This window comes from Erythrobacter sp. EC-HK427, assembly GCF_902498745.1.
In the GTDB taxonomy this organism is placed as follows: Bacteria; Pseudomonadota; Alphaproteobacteria; order Sphingomonadales; family Sphingomonadaceae; genus Alteraurantiacibacter.
The window spans coordinates 430,339-448,366 of the sequence record NZ_LR701479.1; the positions used below are offsets into that span (position 1 = coordinate 430,339).

General features: G+C 63.6%; 17 protein-coding genes and 1 pseudogene. 12 read left to right on the forward strand and 6 right to left on the reverse strand.

What is annotated here, in order from left to right; all coding sequences use genetic code 11:
• Positions 1-5 precede the first annotated feature (5 nt).
• Positions 6-1,763, reverse strand: coding sequence for a cation:proton antiporter (locus GC121_RS02145; RefSeq protein WP_151972539.1), 1,758 nt, complete (start codon positions 1,761-1,763; stop codon positions 6-8).
• A 121-nt stretch (positions 1,764-1,884) separates the two neighbouring features.
• Here GC121_RS02145 and ispG point away from each other — a divergent pair, with 121 nt between their 5' ends.
• The 8 genes from ispG (at position 1,885) to GC121_RS02185 (ending at position 7,635) form a co-directional block, all read left to right on the forward strand.
• The gene (ispG, locus tag GC121_RS02150; protein ID WP_151975547.1) at positions 1,885-3,036 is read left to right on the forward strand and encodes a flavodoxin-dependent (E)-4-hydroxy-3-methylbut-2-enyl-diphosphate synthase; all 1,152 of its coding nucleotides are present in this window, start codon (positions 1,885-1,887) and stop codon (positions 3,034-3,036) included.
• Positions 3,037-3,351: 315 nt separating this feature from the next.
• Positions 3,352-3,771, forward strand: coding sequence for a thioredoxin family protein (locus GC121_RS02155; RefSeq protein WP_234421074.1), 420 nt, complete (start codon positions 3,352-3,354; stop codon positions 3,769-3,771).
• A gap of 36 nt (positions 3,772-3,807) precedes the next feature.
• Positions 3,808-4,074, forward strand: coding sequence for a type II toxin-antitoxin system ParD family antitoxin (locus GC121_RS02160; protein WP_151972541.1), 267 nt, complete (start codon positions 3,808-3,810; stop codon positions 4,072-4,074).
• On the forward strand, positions 4,071-4,370 hold the full coding sequence (locus GC121_RS02165; protein WP_151972542.1) for a type II toxin-antitoxin system RelE/ParE family toxin: 300 nt from the start codon (positions 4,071-4,073) through the stop codon (positions 4,368-4,370). Before GC121_RS02160 ends, GC121_RS02165 begins: the two co-directional genes overlap by 4 nt.
• 42 nt (positions 4,371-4,412) lie before the next feature.
• On the forward strand, positions 4,413-5,318 hold the full coding sequence (locus GC121_RS02170; protein WP_199857707.1) for a histone deacetylase: 906 nt from the start codon (positions 4,413-4,415) through the stop codon (positions 5,316-5,318).
• A 17-nt stretch (positions 5,319-5,335) separates the two neighbouring features.
• Complete coding sequence (locus tag GC121_RS02175; protein ID WP_199857708.1) at positions 5,336-5,869, forward strand: TIGR02281 family clan AA aspartic protease; 534 nt, start codon at positions 5,336-5,338, stop codon at positions 5,867-5,869.
• A 5-nt stretch (positions 5,870-5,874) separates the two neighbouring features.
• A complete protein-coding gene (locus tag GC121_RS02180) occupies positions 5,875-6,819 on the forward strand; it encodes a hypothetical protein (RefSeq protein ID WP_199857709.1) in 945 nt (314 codons plus the stop codon).
• A gap of 48 nt (positions 6,820-6,867) precedes the next feature.
• Positions 6,868-7,635: a murein L,D-transpeptidase catalytic domain-containing protein gene (locus GC121_RS02185; protein WP_151972546.1), complete on the forward strand. Its 768-nt coding sequence runs from the start codon at positions 6,868-6,870 to the stop codon at positions 7,633-7,635.
• Between the two features lie 15 nt (positions 7,636-7,650).
• Here the strand turns inward: GC121_RS02185 and GC121_RS02190 are convergent, their stop codons facing one another.
• A complete protein-coding gene (locus GC121_RS02190; RefSeq protein ID WP_234421075.1) occupies positions 7,651-9,087 on the reverse strand; it encodes a L,D-transpeptidase family protein in 1,437 nt (478 codons plus the stop codon).
• A gap of 65 nt (positions 9,088-9,152) precedes the next feature.
• Here GC121_RS02190 and GC121_RS02195 point away from each other — a divergent pair, with 65 nt between their 5' ends.
• Entirely contained in the window at positions 9,153-10,058 is a 906-nt protein-coding gene (locus GC121_RS02195; RefSeq protein ID WP_234421076.1) for a DMT family transporter, read from the forward strand.
• On the opposite strand, the gene GC121_RS15185 is transcribed toward GC121_RS02195, so the two are convergent.
• A complete protein-coding gene (locus tag GC121_RS15185; RefSeq protein ID WP_199857710.1) occupies positions 10,055-10,231 on the reverse strand; it encodes a hypothetical protein in 177 nt (58 codons plus the stop codon). The genes GC121_RS02195 and GC121_RS15185 overlap by 4 nt on opposite strands.
• Before the next feature lie 167 nt (positions 10,232-10,398).
• Here GC121_RS15185 and acnA point away from each other — a divergent pair, with 167 nt between their 5' ends.
• The gene (gene acnA / locus GC121_RS02200) at positions 10,399-13,071 is read left to right on the forward strand and encodes an aconitate hydratase AcnA (RefSeq protein WP_151972547.1); all 2,673 of its coding nucleotides are present in this window, start codon (positions 10,399-10,401) and stop codon (positions 13,069-13,071) included.
• Positions 13,071-13,490, forward strand: coding sequence for a rhodanese-like domain-containing protein (locus tag GC121_RS02205; protein ID WP_234421299.1), 420 nt, complete (start codon positions 13,071-13,073; stop codon positions 13,488-13,490). Before acnA ends, GC121_RS02205 begins: the two co-directional genes overlap by 1 nt.
• Before the next feature lie 75 nt (positions 13,491-13,565).
• Here the strand turns inward: GC121_RS02205 and GC121_RS15825 are convergent.
• Positions 13,566-13,667 (reverse strand): annotated as a pseudogene (locus tag GC121_RS15825) (PEP-CTERM sorting domain-containing protein); the annotation flags it as partial.
• A 10-nt stretch (positions 13,668-13,677) separates the two neighbouring features.
• Here GC121_RS15825 and GC121_RS15620 point away from each other — a divergent pair.
• Positions 13,678-14,925 (forward strand): hypothetical protein, encoded by a 1,248-nt coding sequence (locus GC121_RS15620; protein WP_234421077.1) that lies wholly within the window; start codon positions 13,678-13,680, stop codon positions 14,923-14,925.
• A gap of 600 nt (positions 14,926-15,525) precedes the next feature.
• On the opposite strand, the gene ruvB is transcribed toward GC121_RS15620, so the two are convergent.
• Positions 15,526-16,554 (reverse strand): Holliday junction branch migration DNA helicase RuvB, encoded by a 1,029-nt coding sequence (gene ruvB / locus GC121_RS02220; protein ID WP_151972551.1) that lies wholly within the window; start codon positions 16,552-16,554, stop codon positions 15,526-15,528.
• 78 nt (positions 16,555-16,632) lie between these two features.
• A complete protein-coding gene (locus GC121_RS02225) occupies positions 16,633-17,850 on the reverse strand; it encodes an endo-1,4-beta-xylanase (RefSeq protein WP_151972552.1) in 1,218 nt (405 codons plus the stop codon).
• Positions 17,851-18,028: the final 178 nt, after the last annotated feature.

Consider the following 18,028-nt stretch of genomic DNA (forward strand, 5'->3'; position numbering starts at 1 on the left):
CGCTCCTATTCCTCACTTTGCATTGCGCGCTGCTGTTCGCGGGTCATATCCTGCGCCGCGTAAATGTCGCCGCCTTCGATCTGCACCTGCATCCGTTCGGCATCGAAACTGCGGAACTTGGCTTCGGCGGCGTCGATCTGCTGTTCCCCCACCTCCAGCTTTTCGAGCGCCATGCGCGCCATCCGGACGGCGGATTCGAACACTTCGCGCATCACATATTCGGCAGGGCTTTGCGCAAGATCGATCACCGAGCGCCGGTCAAACCCGCGCACATAGATCGCGGCTTTGGGGAAGGCGTCTTTCACCGATTCGATCAGCTGCGCATCGGGCGCTTCATCGATGCAGAACATGATGAGCTGCGCATCCCCGCCGCCTGCCTGCCGCAGCAGATCGAGCCGCGTGCCGTCGCCGTAATAGACCTTGCTGCCGAATTCCTCGGCAATGTCGATTTGCGAGGCCTTCTTGTCGATGGCGGTAACCGACAAGCCGGCCATCCGCAGCGTTTGCGAGACGCTTTGCCCGAAGCGGCCATAGCCGACCACCACCGCGCTGGCGGACTGGTTGTCGGGCGCTTCGCGTTCCTCCGCCGCGCCATCGGGCTCCCGGCGGATGCGTGCGGTCGCCATCATCAGGAACGGGGTGGCGGCCATGGAGAGGGTGACAATAGCCCCGAAAATGCTCGCCGATTCCGCCTCGATCAGCAGCGCGGATTGCGCCTGCGTGTAGAGCACGAAGGCAAATTCCCCGCCTTGGCTCAGCAGCAGACCGAGCGCGAGCGCCGCGCGCCAGGTCATTTTCATCAGCAAGCCAAGCCCGAAAATGATCGCGGCTTTGATGGCAATCAGCAGCACGGCAAAGCCGACCACAAACAAAGGCCGCTCCGCCACCGCGCCCAGATCGAGCAGCATCCCGACCGAGACGAAAAACAGGCCGAGCAGGATCGAGCGGAACGGCTCGATATCCGCCTCCAGCTCGTGCCGGTAGGGCGTATCGGCCAGCATCACGCCCGCGATAAAGGCGCCCAAAGCCGCCGAAAGGCCCAAGGATTGCATCACGAAAGCGCTGGCGATCACGGTGAACAACGCGGCGACGACGAACAGCTCGCGCTCCCCCAGCCCGCCGATCAGGCGGAAAAGCGGGCGGATCAGCAGCCGTCCGGCAAGGATCAGCCCGATAATCGCTCCCGCTGCCATCAGCGCCAGCACCCAGCCCGCCGGGCCTTCGCCTGCATCGGGACTGCGGCTCATCGCGGCGATGATGGTGATGAGCGGAATGATCGAGAGATCCTGGAACAGCAGGATCGAGAACGCCTTTTCGCCGAACGGTGTCTTCAGGCGGCCCGCCGATTGCAGCATCGGCAGCACCTGCGCGGTGGATGACAGGCCCAGCGGCAGACCAATCGCCAGCGCGGCTTCCAGCGTGTAGCCGGTGAGCGCCAGAATGGTCGCGGTGACCGCCAGCCCGCAGGCAGTCACCTGCGCCAGACCCAGTCCGAAAATCGCCGATTTCATCCGCCACAGCCGCGCCGGGCTGAGTTCAAGGCCCACGACGAACAGCAGCATCACAATGCCCAGTTCGGCCACCACCGCCATCTGCTCGGCCCCGCTTACCAGCGCAAAGACCTGCGGCCCGAGCAGCGCGCCGGCCACCAGATAGCCCAAGGTCGCCCCGAGCCCGGCGCGGCGGAAAGCGAGCACCGCGAAGAGCGCAAAGCCCAGAATCAGCAGCGCATCGCGCAGCATCAGGCCGTGTCCGTGTTCCATCTGGCGGTTCCCTCTTTCGATGTGGCGGGCGATGCCGCTGCGCCTTTGCAGCAAACAGGCGCGACTGTCATTGTCCCTTCGCGCAAGCGTGTCTATATGCCAAGCCATGGCAGCAGACGCTATTTCCCAAATCCGCCCGTGGCGCATGATCGAGCGCCGCCAATGTCGTCAGATCATGGTCGGCAATGTGCCCGTGGGCGGCGACGCGCCGATCACGGTGCAGACGATGACCAACACCCCGACCGAGGATGTGGGCGCGACCATCGACCAGATCCGGCGGTGCGAGGATGCAGGCGCGGATATCATCCGCGTCTCCTGCCCCACGCCCGAATCGACCGAACACTTCGACCAGATCACGCGCGCGTCCAACATCCCGATCGTGGCCGACATCCATTTCCACTACAAACGCGCATTGGAAGCCGCCGACAAGGGCGCGGCGTGCCTGCGCATCAATCCGGGCAATATCGGCTCGTCAGAGCGGGTGGCAGAGGTTGTGCGCGCGGCCAAGGCCAATGGCTGCGCGATCCGCATCGGCGTGAATGCCGGCAGTCTGGAAAAAGACCTGCTCGAAAAATATGGCGAGCCTTGCCCCGAGGCGCTGATCGAAAGCGCATTGGATCATATCAAGCTGTTGCAGGATCACGATTTCCACGAATTCAAAGTGGCGGTGAAGGCCAGCGACGTATTCTTGGCCGTCGCCGCCTATCATGGCTTGGCCGAAACGGTCGATTGCCCGCTGCATCTCGGCATTACCGAAGCGGGCGGAATTATCGGCGGCACGGTGAAGTCCTCCATCGGCATCGGCTCGCTGCTGTGGGCAGGGATCGGCGATACGATCCGCGTCTCGCTCTCGGCAGAGCCCGAGCAGGAAGTCAAAGTCGGCTTCGAAATGCTCAAGGCACTGGGCCTGCGCACCCGCGGCGTGCGGGTTGTCTCCTGCCCCAGCTGCTCGCGGCAGGGGTTTGACGTGATCCGCACGGTGGAGGCGCTGGAAGCCCGCCTCGAACACATCAAAACGCCGATGAGCCTGTCTGTCCTTGGCTGCGTCGTGAACGGGCCGGGCGAAGCGCGCGAAACCGATATCGGAATTACCGGTGGCGGCGCGGGCAAACATATGGTTTACCTATCGGGTGTCACCGACCACCACGTGGAGTCGGAACATATGCTCGACCATATTGTCGCTTTGGTCGAGAAGAAGGCGGCGGAGATCGAAGCGGGCACGGCCACAGCGTTCGATCCCCATGCTGCCAAAACACAAGCGGCGGCAGAATAAGCGAAGGGGGAAATACCATGAGCGAAGACAAGAAGACCACACAGCTTTCGCCTGAAGAAGAAAAGCGCATCATCGCGGAAAAGAACGCGAAGGCTGCATCTGACAAAGGCGCAAAGAAGTAAGCGAATGGCGGGTGCAGGCTTGGCGGGCAGACGCTCCGCGCGAAAACTGGCTGCACCCGCCCTCGCACTCGCGCTGGCTAGCGCGCTGGCAGGCTGCGTCAGTGTTACCTCTGTATCGACTGCAGCGCCGATATCCGCGCGACCCGCTGCTGATCACCCCGAAGCAGCGCTCTTCACAGTAGGCGCCAATCCCGTGGCCGAAGTCGATGCCGCGCTGGCTCTCGCCGCTGCGCGCGATGCGCGCGTGCTGCTGGTGATGGGCGCGAACTGGTGCCACGATAGCCGTGCGCTCGCCGGATGGCTGGAGACAGAACGCTTTGCCGCGCTGGTCGCCGACCATTACGAGCTGGTCTATGTCAATATCGGCATGCCGCAGACGGGCGACGGCCATAATCTCGCCATCGCGGCCCAGTTCGGCTTGGACGAACTGCCCGGCACACCCAATGTGCTCGTCGTCACCCCCGAAGGCCTGCTGGTGAACCCCGACACCGCCACAAGCTGGCGCAACGCCGCCAGCCGCAGCGACGACGCGATTTACGAAGAATTGCACCGGCTGGCGCATGAGCCTGTGGGGATGATTGCACCCACACCGGGCGTTGAAATCGCGCAGTGATTGCCGCCGGTAGCAAAATTTGCTACCAAACCGCTTATGGGAAAAGCTGAAAAAATCTCCGTCTCGCTCAATGGCGAATTGCTGGCCGAATTGCACGCAGCGGTCGCCAGCGGGGACTATAACTCGACCAGCGAAGTCATCCGCGAGGCATTGCGCGAATGGCGCAAGAACCGCGAACGGGAAGCCGCTATCGATGAAGTCCGCCGGCTCGTCGCTGAAGCTGATGCGAGCGGGTACCGCCCCTACAGCGGGGTGGACGCCCTGATTTCGCGCAAGAAGGCTGAGGCAGCTTCCAAAGCATGAATTGCCATATCGACTGGTCGGATGCGGCGGAGCGTGACCTTGAAGACATCTGGGACTGGATTGCCAAACAAAATATCGCTGCGGCCCAGCGGACAGTTGAAGCGATTGACGGTCACATCCGTCTGCTTGGTCGGACGCCGCAAATCGGCAGGATTCGCGCGGAGATAGCTCCTGATCTGCGCGCCCTTGTGGAAGGAAATTACCTCATCCTCTACAGGTTCGACGAGAGTGACAAGCGCGTAGAGATCGTCCGCATCATCCACCAACGCCGCAACCTCTCCGCCCTTTTCGACTAGCGCCAGAAAGCTGTGCTCCACGTCGTCCACCATGCCGATTACATGGCACCACGCCCCGAGGGCGGGACTTTCCGGTTCGACAAATATTACCTCGTCATGGAGGCCGTGCGCGCCAGCGGCTTTGCGCTCACCGAGCACGCGCCCGATCCGATGCCGCGCGAATGGCTGGAGGCGGTGCATGATCCGGAATATGTCGAGCAGGTCTTCCGCGCCGCAGTTCCGCGCGAGAAGGAACGACGCATCGGCTTTCCCGTAACCCCGCATATCGCCAGCCGCGTGCGGCACACCAATGGCGGGACGTGGTTCGCCGCGAAACTCGCGCTGGAGCACGGCTATGCCGCCAACAGTGCTGCCGGAAGCCACCACGCGCTGCACCATACCGGCGCGGGCTATTGCGTGTTCAACGATCTCGCCGTCGCGGCCAACCGCTTGCTGGCCGAGGGTGATGCGCGGCGCATCCTCATTATCGACCTCGATGTGCATCAGGGCGACGGCACCGCAAGCCTGCTGGCAGGGCGCGAGGATGTGTTCACCTTCTCCGCCCATGCGGCGAAGAACTTTCCCGCCCGCAAGGCCCGCTCCAGCTGCGATGTGGAATTGCCCGACGGGATGGGCGACGATGATTATCTGGCGGTACTCGACCGCTATCTGCCTGCTATCATGGCCGATTTCGCCCCCGATCTCGTGCTCTACCAAGCGGGGGTCGATCCGCATGAGGGCGACAGACTGGGTCGTCTCGCGCTTTCTGATGCAGGGCTGGTGCGGCGTGACCGCTATGTGCTCGATCTGGCGCGCCGCCGCAGCCTGCCGATCGCCAGTGCGCTGGGTGGCGGCTATGGCGAGGATCAGCGCATCGTCGCTGAACGCCACGCCCGCTCGATGCTCGCAATGGCATTCCCGCAAGCTAATCTCGACGAAATTTACCGGGGTTTAAGGCCGCCGCGCTAAGCCTGCGGGCGATGGATATGCGCATTCCCCTTGCCGGCGTGCTGGTGGCAGGCGGCCTTGTCGGCCTTGCCTGGCCGCTTTTCGCGCCAGAGCCAGGTCGAACCGAGGCAGATGCGGCTCAGGCCGAAACGCTCGACACCGCGCTGCCGGTGATCGCCAACAACACCGAGCCTGCGACATGGAGCGAGGATGTGACGCTCACCCGCGAGGGCGACGGGCATTTCTATGCCGATGTCACCATCGGCGGAACGACATCGCGGATGCTGGTGGATACCGGCGCCAGCGTGATCGCGCTGACCGGCTCCGATGCGGTCGCGATGGGGCTGCACTGGAACCCGAATGATGTCGCCCCCGTGGCGCAAGGAGCCAGCGGCACGGTTTACGGCGTCAACACCACGCTCGCCAATGTCCGCCTCGGCAATTTCGAAGCCACCAACGTGCCTGCCATGATTATTCCCGAAGGTCTGCCGATCTCGCTGCTCGGCCAGTCCTTCCTCTCCACCATCCGCAGCACGCGGATCGAAGGGGAACAGATGGTGCTGGAGAATTGACCGCGATGAATATGACCTCGTTCCTCCCGCATCGCTGGCGCGCCAAGCGCGAAGCCACGCGCCATGCCGAGGCGATTGCGGGCATTCTCGACACCGCGCCGATCCGGCCGAAGCAGGACGGGTTGGTGCTATTCTCGATGATCGGCACCGCCGTGCTGCTGCCCTATCTGGTGGCGGTGAAAAGCCTGTGGAACGAGCTGGAACGCGGGCGCGTCGCGATCCTCGACGATGGCACGCTGACCGCGCAGGACCGCGCCATTCTCGCCCACCATTGCGGCGATCCCGAAATCATGCGGATCAGCGATGTCGTGCTGAACGAATTTCCGGCGGGCGGAACGTGGGAGCGACTGCTCACCATTCTCGACCGGCGGCAGAGCGAATACTGGATGCAATTGGACAGCGATACCGTTGTGATCGGCCCCGTCCCCGAAGTCGAGGAAGCGATTGCGCGTAACCGCAGCTTCATCCTGCTGGGCGAGGAAGCGGCCGAAGGGCCGAAGGCGCTCCCCGACTTCGTGCAGCATTTCTACCCCGGTGGCGAAGAGGCTGTGGGCCACGTGCAGGGGCGCATCGAATCCCGCATGGGTCGCATCGATCCCGCACGCGGCTGGCGCTATGTACGCGGTTGTTCGGGCTTTGCCGGTTTCGCCGCGATGGGCGCGGGCCGCCCGCTCGCCTCCGCCTTCCTCACCGAGATGAAAAGCATGATCGGCGAGGCGGATGTGACGATCTGGGGCACCGAGCAGGTGACATCCAATTTCGTGCTCGCCAACGAAACCGCGCCGGTCGTGCTGCCCTATGACCGCTATCTCAATTACTGGGCGCAAGGCTGGGGCGAGGATGCGCGTTTCCTGCATTTCGTCGGCACGCACAGGCATCATGGCGGTGCCTATATCGATGCGAGCCTGACAGCGATTGAGCGGATCAGAGCCAAGTCCCAAGCGCGCTGAAACAAGCGTATGGACAAGGTTCATCCGCCGCGTGCATTATCGCCCGTGATGAATCGCAGAGACCTTCTTGCAGGCGGACTGGCCACCGGCGCTGCCCTTGCCGCTCCGGCACGGGTGTTCGCGCGTCCGGCCCCCGGCGCCCGCGACCGGCGGCTGCTGGAGATTGCCGCGCGCGAGATCGAGCGCAACACTGCTGCATTGTGGCACCGCGATGTGGTGGGGATTTGCGATTTCGGCCTGCATTCCAGCCAGCCGCGCTTCCATTTTGTCGATATGCTGTCGGGCCAGGTAAACAGCGCGCTGGTGGCGCATGGCAGCGGGTCTGATCCCGAACATGATGGCTGGCTCAACGATTATTCCAACCTGCCCGATAGCTGGGCGACCAGCCGCGGGGCCTATATCACATGGGAATGGTATGAAGGCCGCTATGGCACCTCGGTGCGGCTGGGCGGGCTCGACGAGACCAATTCCAACGCTTTCCCGCGCGCCATCGTGATGCATCAGGCGAATTACGCCGCACCCGACCATGTCGCGCGGTGGGGGCGTCTGGGGCGGTCAAACGGCTGCCCCGCTTTCGGGCCGGAGACGTTTCCTGACGTGCTCTATCGCCTACGCGGCGGGCGGCTGATCTTTGCCGACACGCTGGGCATTGGCGCGGACGGCTCGGATGTGGCGATGCCGCCGCAAGCGCCGGTCGATTTCGAAGCCGCGATTGCCGAACGGCGCGCGGCCAATATGGCCGAACCCGAGCCCGCCGAGGACGAGCTGGAGCGGATTTACCGCGAGGCCAATCCGTCGCTCATTCCCGGCCAGTAAGCCAGCCGCTCTGGATCAGCTCGCCGTGGTGCGGATATCGTCGATGATTTCGACCGCTTCCTCGCTTGTGGCGCGGGCGCGGTTGCCCTGGCGCGGCGCATCGAGCGCGGCCAGCACAGGCGCGTCGCGGCCATAAATATCCTCGAAGCTGCGCAGATTGCCGTCAATATCCACACCCATGGTGAAATAGGTGATGTAGACCGGCATCGTGCGTTCCACCGGCACGCGCGTATATTCACCGCTGGTTGAAATCTCCACCGCCTCGTCCCGTGTCGCGCCGCGCCCGAGGATCGCCACTGTCATTGCCAGTTCCAGCGCCCGCTCGACGCGGATACAGCCGTGGCTGCGCGCGCGGTTGGCGGAATCGAACAGGTGGCGCTGCGGCGTGTCATGCAGGAAAATCGCGTGCGGATTGGGCATATCGAGCTTCATCCGGCCCAGCGAATTGTTCGGCCCGGGCTGCTGCACCACGGTCACCCAGCCATTCGCGCCGCGCGTGGCGGAATAGCCGTTGGCGCGCGCCCAGGCAGGATTGTTGAGCACCCGTGCGCCAAGCCCTTCCCCGCGCACGATGCTTTGCGGCACCGTCCATGTGGGGTTGAAGACCACCCCTTCCACGGTTTCCGCCAGCTGCGGCGTCGCGGAGCGGCCCGGCGCGCCGACAATCGTGCGGTAGGTGCGGATGATCTGGTTGTTCACCGTCAGACGCAGCTGGTATTCGGGGACATTGGTGATGAGATACTGCCCGCCCAGATCGCGCGCGAGCCAGCGCCAGCGATCCATATTCGCGCGCAGCATCCGGATGCGGCGTGTATCGCTGGCAGGGGTTTCCGCCAAGGCCGTGCGCAAGGCGGCGTAATCGGGATGGGTGGGGTTGAGTTCGGAGAGGACGCGGGCGATTTCGCCGGTTGCCAACGCTTCCATCATCACTTCGCCGGTGGGCAGCAGATCGGCATCGGGATCGACCACGAACCACTGGCGGCGCGCTTCCATCGGGGTGCGGCCATCGCGCAAATCTTCCACCAGCCACGCAAACACACCGCTGGCGCGGCGGTTGAGCGCATCCCGATCGCCCGCGGCAATCGCCTCGCGCAGCAGATCAGGGCGGTAATCGGCGGGGTCCAGCCCCTCTGCGCCAATGCCTTCGATAAAGGCGAGCAGCGCGTTGGCATTGTCGATCGACCAATGCGCCACGGCGGGATTGGCGGCGATATCCTGCACCACTTCACCGGTGGGCGAGCCGGGAGTCGCGGTGACTGGCGCTGCATCCTCGTTCCCGAGGATGTCCTGAGCATACAGGGTCTGCGCCATGCCCGGCGCGGTCAGCATAGCGGTGGTGGCGAGCACGCCGAAAAGCCCGACGAAACGCATCAGAATCAGTTCCCTGTTAACCATCAACATATGGCGATATTGCCGCCCTTCGGCCTTTCTATCAAGCAGATGCGCTTTCACAGACCTGAACCGCGGTTTTACCGCTTTTTTGCAAGCATCGGGTGACGCCGCAAACCGCCCGCTTTATGCCGCGCCGCATGGAGCCGAACCCTCGCCTGATCCTGCCGTTTCTGGCCGCGATTGCGGGCGTTGCCTTCCTGTCGCTGATGGACGCGCTGATGAAGGATGCATCGCTGGCGACGGGGGTTTACACCGCATCGCTGCTGCGTTCGCTGATTGCCGCAGCAATGGTCGCGCCATTCTGGCTGGCAAGCGGATTTGTCTGGCCGCGCGGGCGGGTTATGCGCCTGCATATCGAGCGCGGCTGCGTGTCAGCGGCGATGGCGCTGAGCTTCTTCTATGCGCTGACCAAACTGCCGATTGCCGAAGCAATCGCCATCAGCTTCGTCGCCCCGCTGTTGGCGCTGTATCTGGCGCATTGGCTGCTGGGAGAACGCATCGCGCGCAAAGCAATCTGGGCGAGCGTGATGGGATTTGCCGGAACGCTGGTCATCATCAGCGGGCGGCTGGGGCGCAGCGATTTTGACGAAGGGGTGGCATGGGGGCTCGCCGCTCTGCTGGTGTCGGCCTTGCTCTATGCCTATAATTTCGTCGTCATCCGCAAACAGTCGCAAGCCGCCGGGCCACTGGAAGTGGCGACCTTTCATTCGGGCGTCGCAGGACTGGTGCAATTGCTCGCCGCGCCGTTCTTCTTCGTCATGCCCGATAGCGCGGCGCTGCAATTGATTACGGGTTCGGCACTGCTGACGGTGATCGCCTCTATGGGCCTGGCATGGGCCTATGCGCGGGCAGAGGCGCAGGTGCTGGTGCCGGTGGAATATACCGGGTTTCTCTGGGCCGCCCTGTTCGGCTGGCTGATGTTCGGCGAACAGGTGACCGCAACCACGCTGGCGGGGGTGGCGGTTATCGTCATCGCCTGCCTGATCGCCGCGCCCAAAGCGCGGCGCAGGCCGCGAAGGGCCACAGCCTAGTCCGGAGCGGCCTCGCCCGTCAGCACTTCGTCGTCCGGATCGCCGGCCAGCCCTTCGGCGCTCTGCCAGGCAAGCCCGATCACCGCGCCCAGAAAGGCGGCGATAACGAGTGCCGTCCCCATCGCTACAATGCCCAACGGCTGCCGGTTCGGGTTCGGATTGCGGAGTGCCATGGCCCCTTCCTATCTTGCGCCTGCGGCAAAGAAAATTGCCAAAAGCCGCGTAATGCCATCGTCTACTTGACGTATGGGCACCAAACGCGCAGGTCGCGCCCAAACAGGGCCTCCCACTCGCATGGGGTGGCCAGGTCTGCAACACTTTCAATGAGGAAACCTCGCCCATGACTCAGGTCGGCGCCAACTCGCTCGGAACCCGCAAGACGCTGGATGTAAACGGCACCAGCTACGCCTATTATTCGCTCAAGGCCGCTGCCGAAAAGTTCGGCGACGTCTCGCGCCTGCCGCACTCGATGAAAGTGCTGCTGGAAAATATGCTTCGGTTCGAGGATGAAGGCTTCACCGTTGGCGAAGAGCATGTGCAGGCGATTGTCGACTGGCAAAAGAACCCCGCAACGGGCGAAGAAATACAGTACCGCCCCGCGCGTGTGCTGTTGCAGGACTTCACCGGCGTGCCTTGCGTGGTCGATCTGGCGGCAATGCGCGATGCAATCGGGCGGCTGGGCGGCGATACCGCCAAGATCAATCCGCTGGTGCCGGTCAATCTGGTGATCGACCATTCGGTGATGGTGGACGAATTCGGCCATCCCAAGGCGTTCGAAAACAACATGGCGCTGGAGTATGAGCGCAATGCCGAACGCTACGACTTCCTCAAATGGGGCGCGAAGAGCCTCAAGAACTTCTCCGCCGTGCCGCCGGGCACCGGTATTTGCCACCAGGTGAATCTGGAGCATATCGGCAAGGGCGTGTGGTCCTCAGTTGACCAGCATGGCGAGATGGTCGCCTATCCCGACACCTGCGTCGGCACCGACAGCCACACCACCATGATCAACGGCCTTGGCGTGCTGGGCTGGGGCGTTGGCGGGATCGAGGCGGAGGCAGCGATGCTCGGCCAGCCGATTTCGATGCTGATCCCCGAAGTTGTCGGCTTCAAGCTGACCGGCAAGATGGCCGAAGGTGTGACCGCGACCGACCTCGTGCTCACCTGCGTGCAGATGCTGCGCGAACACGGCGTGGTCGGCCGCTTCGTCGAATTCTACGGCGAGGGCGTCGCCAACCTGTCGCTCGCCGACCGTGCGACCATTGCCAATATGGCGCCCGAATATGGCGCGACCTGCGGCTTCTTCGGCATCGACGACAAGACGCTCGATTATTTGCGCCTCACCGGCCGTCCGGAAGCAACCATCGCGCTGGTCGAAGCCTACGCCAAGGAACAGGGAATGTGGTTCTCGCCCGCCGACGAACCCGTCTTCTCCAGCACATTGTCGCTCGACATGGCGGCGGTCGTCCCCAGCCTCGCCGGGCCCAAGCGCCCACAGGACAAGGTGGCGCTGCCGATGGTGGACGAGCTGTTCAATGGCGATCTGTCGAAGGTCTACGGCAAGTCCGCCGCTGCCCGCGTGGCGGTGGAAGGCAAGGATCACGATGTCGGCGATGGCGACGTGGTGATCGCGGCCATCACCAGCTGCACCAACACCAGCAATCCCGATGTGCTGATCGCCGCCGGACTTGTCGCCAAAAAGGCGAATGAAAAGGGCCTGAAGCCCAAGCCGTGGGTCAAAACCTCGCTCGCGCCGGGATCGCAGGTCGTCACCGATTATCTGGTGAAGAGCGGGTTGCAGGCGCATCTCGATGCCATCGGCTTCGATCTGGTCGGCTATGGCTGCACCACTTGCATCGGCAATTCCGGCCCGCTCGCGCCGCCGATTTCGGCAGCGATCAACGGCAATGATATTGTCGCCGCCAGCGTCCTTTCGGGCAACCGCAATTTCGAAGGCCGCGTTTCTCCCGATGTGCGCGCCAACTTCCTCGCCAGCCCGCCGCTGGTGGTCGCCTATGCGCTAAAGGGCACGGTGACGCAGGACATCACGACAACGCCGATCGGGCAAGACCAGGACGGCAATGATGTGATGCTCGCCGATATCTGGCCGTCCAATCAGGAAATCGCCGAGAACCGCGCCGCCAATATCGACCGTTCGATGTTCGAAACGCGCTATGCCGATGTCTACAAGGGCGATCCGCATTGGCAGGCGATCAATGTCGAAGCGAGCGACACATACAATTGGAACCCCGCCAGCACCTATGTCGCCAACCCGCCCTATTTTGACGGGATGAGCATGGAACCGGCACCCGTCACCGATATTCTGGGCGCAAAGCCGCTGGCCATTCTCGGCGATTCGGTGACGACCGACCACATCTCGCCTGCTGGCTCAATCAAGGAAGACAGCCCGGCAGGCCAGTATCTGCTGGGCCATCAGGTGCCCAAGCAGGACTTCAACTCCTACGGCTCGCGCCGCGGCAATCACGAAGTGATGATGCGCGGCACCTTCGCCAATATCCGCATCAAGAACGAAATGGTGCCCGGCGTCGAAGGCGGGGTCACCACCTATGGCGGCGAGACCATGGCGATCTACGACGCGGCGATGAAGCACAAGGCCGACGGCACCCCGCTTGTCGTCATTGGCGGCAAGGAATACGGCACCGGCTCCAGCCGCGACTGGGCGGCGAAGGGCACGATTCTGCTCGGCGTGCGCGCGGTGATTGTGGAGAGCTTCGAGCGTATCCACCGCTCCAACCTTATCGGCATGGGCGTGCTGCCCTTGCAGTTCAAGGATGGCGACACCCGCGAAACGTTGGGCCTGAACGGCGATTGCAGCTTTGCGATCAAGGGCTTGGCTGCACTCAACCCCCGGCAGGATGTCGAGGTGGAAGTTACCCGTGCCGATGGGACCGTGTTCACCTTCACCGCGCTGTGTCGGATCGATACCGCCAACGAGCTCGAATATTACAACAATGGCGGCATCCTGCACTACGTCCTGCGCAAGCTGGCGGCGTGATGATGCGGTTCGCGCTGATCCTCGCTGCGCCTGCTCTGGTGCTCGCCGCCTGTGCGCCGGTAACTCCGGCACCGGTGGCAAGCGTGCAGCAGGGCGCGGCGGTGGAGTTCGTCTCTTTCGAAGAGCTGGCGACAATGGTCGATGGCGGCGAGGTTGTGCTGATCGACGTGCGCACGCCGGAGGAATTTGCCGCCGGACGCCTGCCCGGCAGCCTCAACGCGCCGTTGCAGACCTTTGACCCGCAAAGTATTCCGATGGAAGATGCGCGCGAGACGATCCTCTATTGCGGCAGCAGCCGCCGCTCGGCCATCGCGGCAGAGCAGCTTGCAGCGTATCTCAACCGCCCCGTGCGGCATCTGGAAGGCGGCATCCAGGCGTGGCAAGATGCGGGCGGCGAGGTTATCCGCTCACCCGAATAATTCGCCGGCCAAGCAAACGAAAAAGGGCGGCCCTTTGCGGGGCCGCCCTTTTTGTTTGTTCGTGAGAACCCGGACTTAGGCTGCAACCGTCTCCGGCGTGCCATCCTTCTTCGCGCGGCGGCGACGCAGGAACACCGCACCCGCACCCGCGCCGAAGAGCAGGAGCATTCCGGGAGCCGGAACCGGCGTGCCCGAAGTGGTGCCGCTCGTGCCCGAAGTGCCGCTGGTGCCCGAAGTTCCGGTCGTGCCCGAGCTGGTGCTGGTCGAGGTCGACGAACCGGTCGAGGTCGACGAGCTGGTGCTGGTCGAAGTCGAGGAGCTGGTCGAGGACGCGACATTGCCCGAGGTCGAGCTGGTGCTCGTCACCGTGCCGCTGGTGCTCGTCACCGTGCCGCTGGTGCTGGTGATCCCGCCCGAGCTGGTGGTCGTCGTGGTCGACACGCCGCCGGTGCTGGTGGTGGTACCACTTGTGCCGGACGAACCGCCAGTCGTGGTCGTCGTGGAGGTAATGCCGCCGCTGGTGCTGACATTGCCGCTCGTCGTCGAGACACCGCCGGTCGTGGTCGAGGTGGTGTTGCCACCCGTCGTCGAGCTCGATGTCACGTTTCCGCTCGTCGTCGAAGAGCTGGTACTCGTGGTCGAGGAGCTCGTCGTGGTGCTCGAACTGGTAATCCCGCCCGTGGTGGTCGAGGTGCCCGATGCACCGCTCGTTCCCGAAGTGCCCGAACTGGTCATGCCGCTCGTGCCGGAAGTACCGCTCGTGCCCGAGGTGCCACTCGTTCCGGACGTACCGCTGGTGCCCGAAGTACCCGAGGTGCCGCTCGTGCCAGAGGTTCCGCTTGTGCCGGAAGACGTAATACCGCCGCTGGTCGACGTGCTCGAACCGCTGCCGCCCGAGGTGCTCGACGAACCCGAAGTCGAAGACGAACCGCTGGTCGAGGACGAGACATTGCCCGAGGACGAACCCGTGCTCGACACCTGGCCCGACGTGCTCGTCACCGTACCGCTGGTGCTGGTGATGCTGCCGCTGGAGCTGGTGGTGGTGCTGGTCAGACCGCCGGTCGAGGACGAGCTGGTGCTCGAAATGCTGCCGGTCGAACTGCTGACATCGCCCGAAGTGGAGCTGCTGACATCACCCGAAGTCGATGTCGAACCGCCCGAAGTCGAGGTGGAGGTCGAACCGCCCGAAGTCGAAGTCGAACCACCCGACGTCGAGGTCGAGGAGCCGGTGCTCGAATTGTCGATATCGATAATGATATCACCGCTCGATCCGTTGGTGCCGCTGGTGCCGCTGGTCGTCGTTGTGGTGGTGCTCATGTCGACAATCGCGCTGGCGCTGCCACCGCCGCCGCCGCCGCCGAAGAACCCGCCGAAGAACCCGCCACCGAAACCGCCGCCAAAGCCGCCGCTGCTACCGCCGACGATCACCTGCTGACCGCCACCGCCGCCGCGCACCGGTGCGCTGGGCAGCGGCGGAAGCGCGATGGGCGCTTCGGCATACTGTTCTTCCGCACAGCAATCCTCGGTGCGTTCGATGGTGCGGCGCACACGGCGCTGGGCGCGTTCATGCCCGCGCTCGGGCACATAGCGTTCGCCATAACCGCCACCGCTGGAGCTGGAGCTACTGCCCTGCGTTTTCACGTCGATCAGTTCGCCCGAAGCGCCGTCTTCACCGGATTTGTAACGGACAACCGAGGTTTGCGGCTCGGCCACGTGTACGGCGCCCCCGCCAATGATTGCTCCGCCAGCGGCGGCAACACTCAATTTCGCAATAGCCATGCGTACGGACATGAGCTGGTCTCTCTTACAGTAGCAGACGTAGCCTGCAGCCCCCTCAATGGCGCCGACGGCTTGGTCCGGTTGCTGGCAAGAGAGCGTGCTTATTCATTCCCGGCAATCCCGTTAACCGTGTTTCAGGAGGCGAAATCGCAAATAAATCGGCGATTTCCGCGTCGCGACGCCGGGTTGTCCCACAATGGAACCGAACGGCGGGCGAAAGAGAACAAAGCCTTAACGCTGCAAGGGGTTTTCAGGGCTATTTCCCGCCATCGAACAAGCCGGACTGCCCGCCCGAAGGCGCGGGAAGCCGCAGGTGATTCCATCCGCGATCATTCAGGCAGCGCCCCCGCGCGGTGCGGGCAATCAGGCCAAGCTGGATGAGATACGGCTCGATCACATCCTCCACCGTATCACGCGGTTCGGCGAGCCCAGCGGCGAGCGTTTCGACGCCGACAGGGCCGCCTTTGTAGGTCTCGGCGATCATGGTGAGATAGCGCCGGTCCATCGCATCGAGGCCCAGCGCGTCGATCTCCAGCCGGGTTAGCGCTTCATCGGCGATCGCGTCATTGATCGTGCTTTCGCCCATCACTTGCGCAAAATCGCGCACCCGGCGCAGCAGCCGTCCGGCAACGCGCGGCGTGCCTCTGGAACGGCGCGCAATCTCGCCTGCTCCGGACGGATCGACCGGCATTCCGAGCAGCCTTGCGCCCCGCGTCACGACCTGCGTCAGTTCTTCCTGCGTATAGAACACCAGCCGCACGGGGATGCCGAACCGGTCGCGCAAGGGCGTGGTGAGCAGGCCCTGCCGTGTGGTCGCGCCGACCAGCGTGAAGGGTGGCAAATCGATGCGGACAGAACGCGCCGACGGCCCCTCGCCGATGATCAGATCGAGCGCGCGGTCTTCCATCGCCGGATAGAGCACTTCCTCGACCACCGGATTGAGCCGGTGGATCTCGTCGATGAACAGCACATCATTGGGCTCAAGATTGGTGAGCAGCGCCGCGAGATCGCCCGCCTTGGCGATCACGGGGCCGGACGTGGCGCGAAAGCCTGCGCCCAGTTCCTTGGCAATAATCTGCGCAAGCGTGGTCTTACCAAGGCCGGGCGGGCCGAAAAACAGCGTGTGATCCATCGCCTCGCCACGGCTTTTGGCAGCGTCGATAAAGACCCGCAGATTATCCCGCGCCGCCTCCTGCCCGATAAATTCGCCGAGCGATTTCGGGCGCAGAGCCGCGTCCGGATCATCCGGCTGACGCGCGGGGGAATGGATGGGTTGGTCGGTCACCACGCGGTCTTACGCAAGGCCGAGCCGGACTGTCGAGAGGCGATATGGGTTCTCCCACTTTCGCCTCTCCCGCAAACCCTAAGTGCGCACCGAGGCGGCGTTGAACGCGTCGATGTATGTCTGGCGCAGCGGCTTGGGCGCAAAGTCATTGTCATACGGCGTGGGCCGCAGCGCCGTGCCATCCGCACGCGGAGTGCCGAAATTCTGCAGCCAGCTATACCGGTCCGCCATGCCCCAAACGAGCACTTCGTCGAGTTCGTTATAGGCCAGCAGCATATCCAGCCAGCCGCGCGCATAGGTGGCGCAATCGGCATCGCGCTGGGCAATTGTTCCCGCACGGTTGCGGTCGTTCACATCCATTTCGGTGATTTTCAGCCTGTAGCCGAGCGCCACCACCTGATCCAGCCACGCCTCCATCGCCGGGCGCTGCGCATCGACAATGCTCTGCGCCGTTCCATTGGAGAAAAAGCCGATATGCGCCTGAATGCCCAGCGTATCGACAGGCACATTGCGATTGCGGAACCCGCGCAGGAGGTCGAGCACGCCATTGCGGTGCGTGGTGGAACCCCAATCCATGAAATCGTTATAGACGAGTTCGCCCGTCGGCAGCACATCGCGCGCGGAGCGGAAGGCGAGATCGAGCAGGGAGGGATCGTTACCCACCGTTGCGGAGAGCGAATGCTGGCGCAATCCGCCCGTGCTCGGCTCCACCGCTTCATTGACCACGTCCCAGCTGGTGATGGAGGAGGCATAGCGCGAAGCGACCTGCGTCACATGCTCGCGGATCAACCGCTCGGCCTCGGCGCGCGGATTGGTGCCGTAATCATAAGTGCGCTGCCAGCCGGGAAAGCGTTCCTCGACATACCACAGCAGCGTGTGCCCGCGCATTTCCATATTCTGCCGCTGCGCATAGGCGAGCATATCGTCAGCGCGGGTAAAGTCGAATTGCGTGGCACTGGGGCGAATGGATTCCCACTTCAGCTCGTTTTCCGGCACAAGGATGTTGCAATCGCGTTCGAGCAGCGCGGCATATTGGGGATTGGCGAAAGACCCGGCATTGGCTCCGGCGGTGCTCCAGGCGAAGGCCGATCCAAACTTGATATTCTTGGCCGCGGCGGCAGCGGCGATGGATCCGGTCGCGGTGGGGGTTGGCGTCGGAGTGGGCGAGGGTGTCGGGCGCGGGGTAGCGGTACCAATGGGAGACGGAGTCGGCGTTGGCGTTCCCCCGCCACCGCAAGCCGTTACCAAAGCCCCCAACCCCACGCCAAGGCTGGCGCGCCGCGTCATCTTCGCCATTACTCTCTCCCGATCCTCTTGTGCGGCGGTTATGCGCTGTTACCGATGCGCAAAAAGGTAGCGCTATCATGAATGAAAGCAAGTGGCTTTTTGGGGGTAGCGGTGGTGCGCCGTCAGAAGGGGTTGATGGTGTAACCCTGCTGTTGCAGCAGCGCGTGGGCGGTCATGGCGGAGAGCG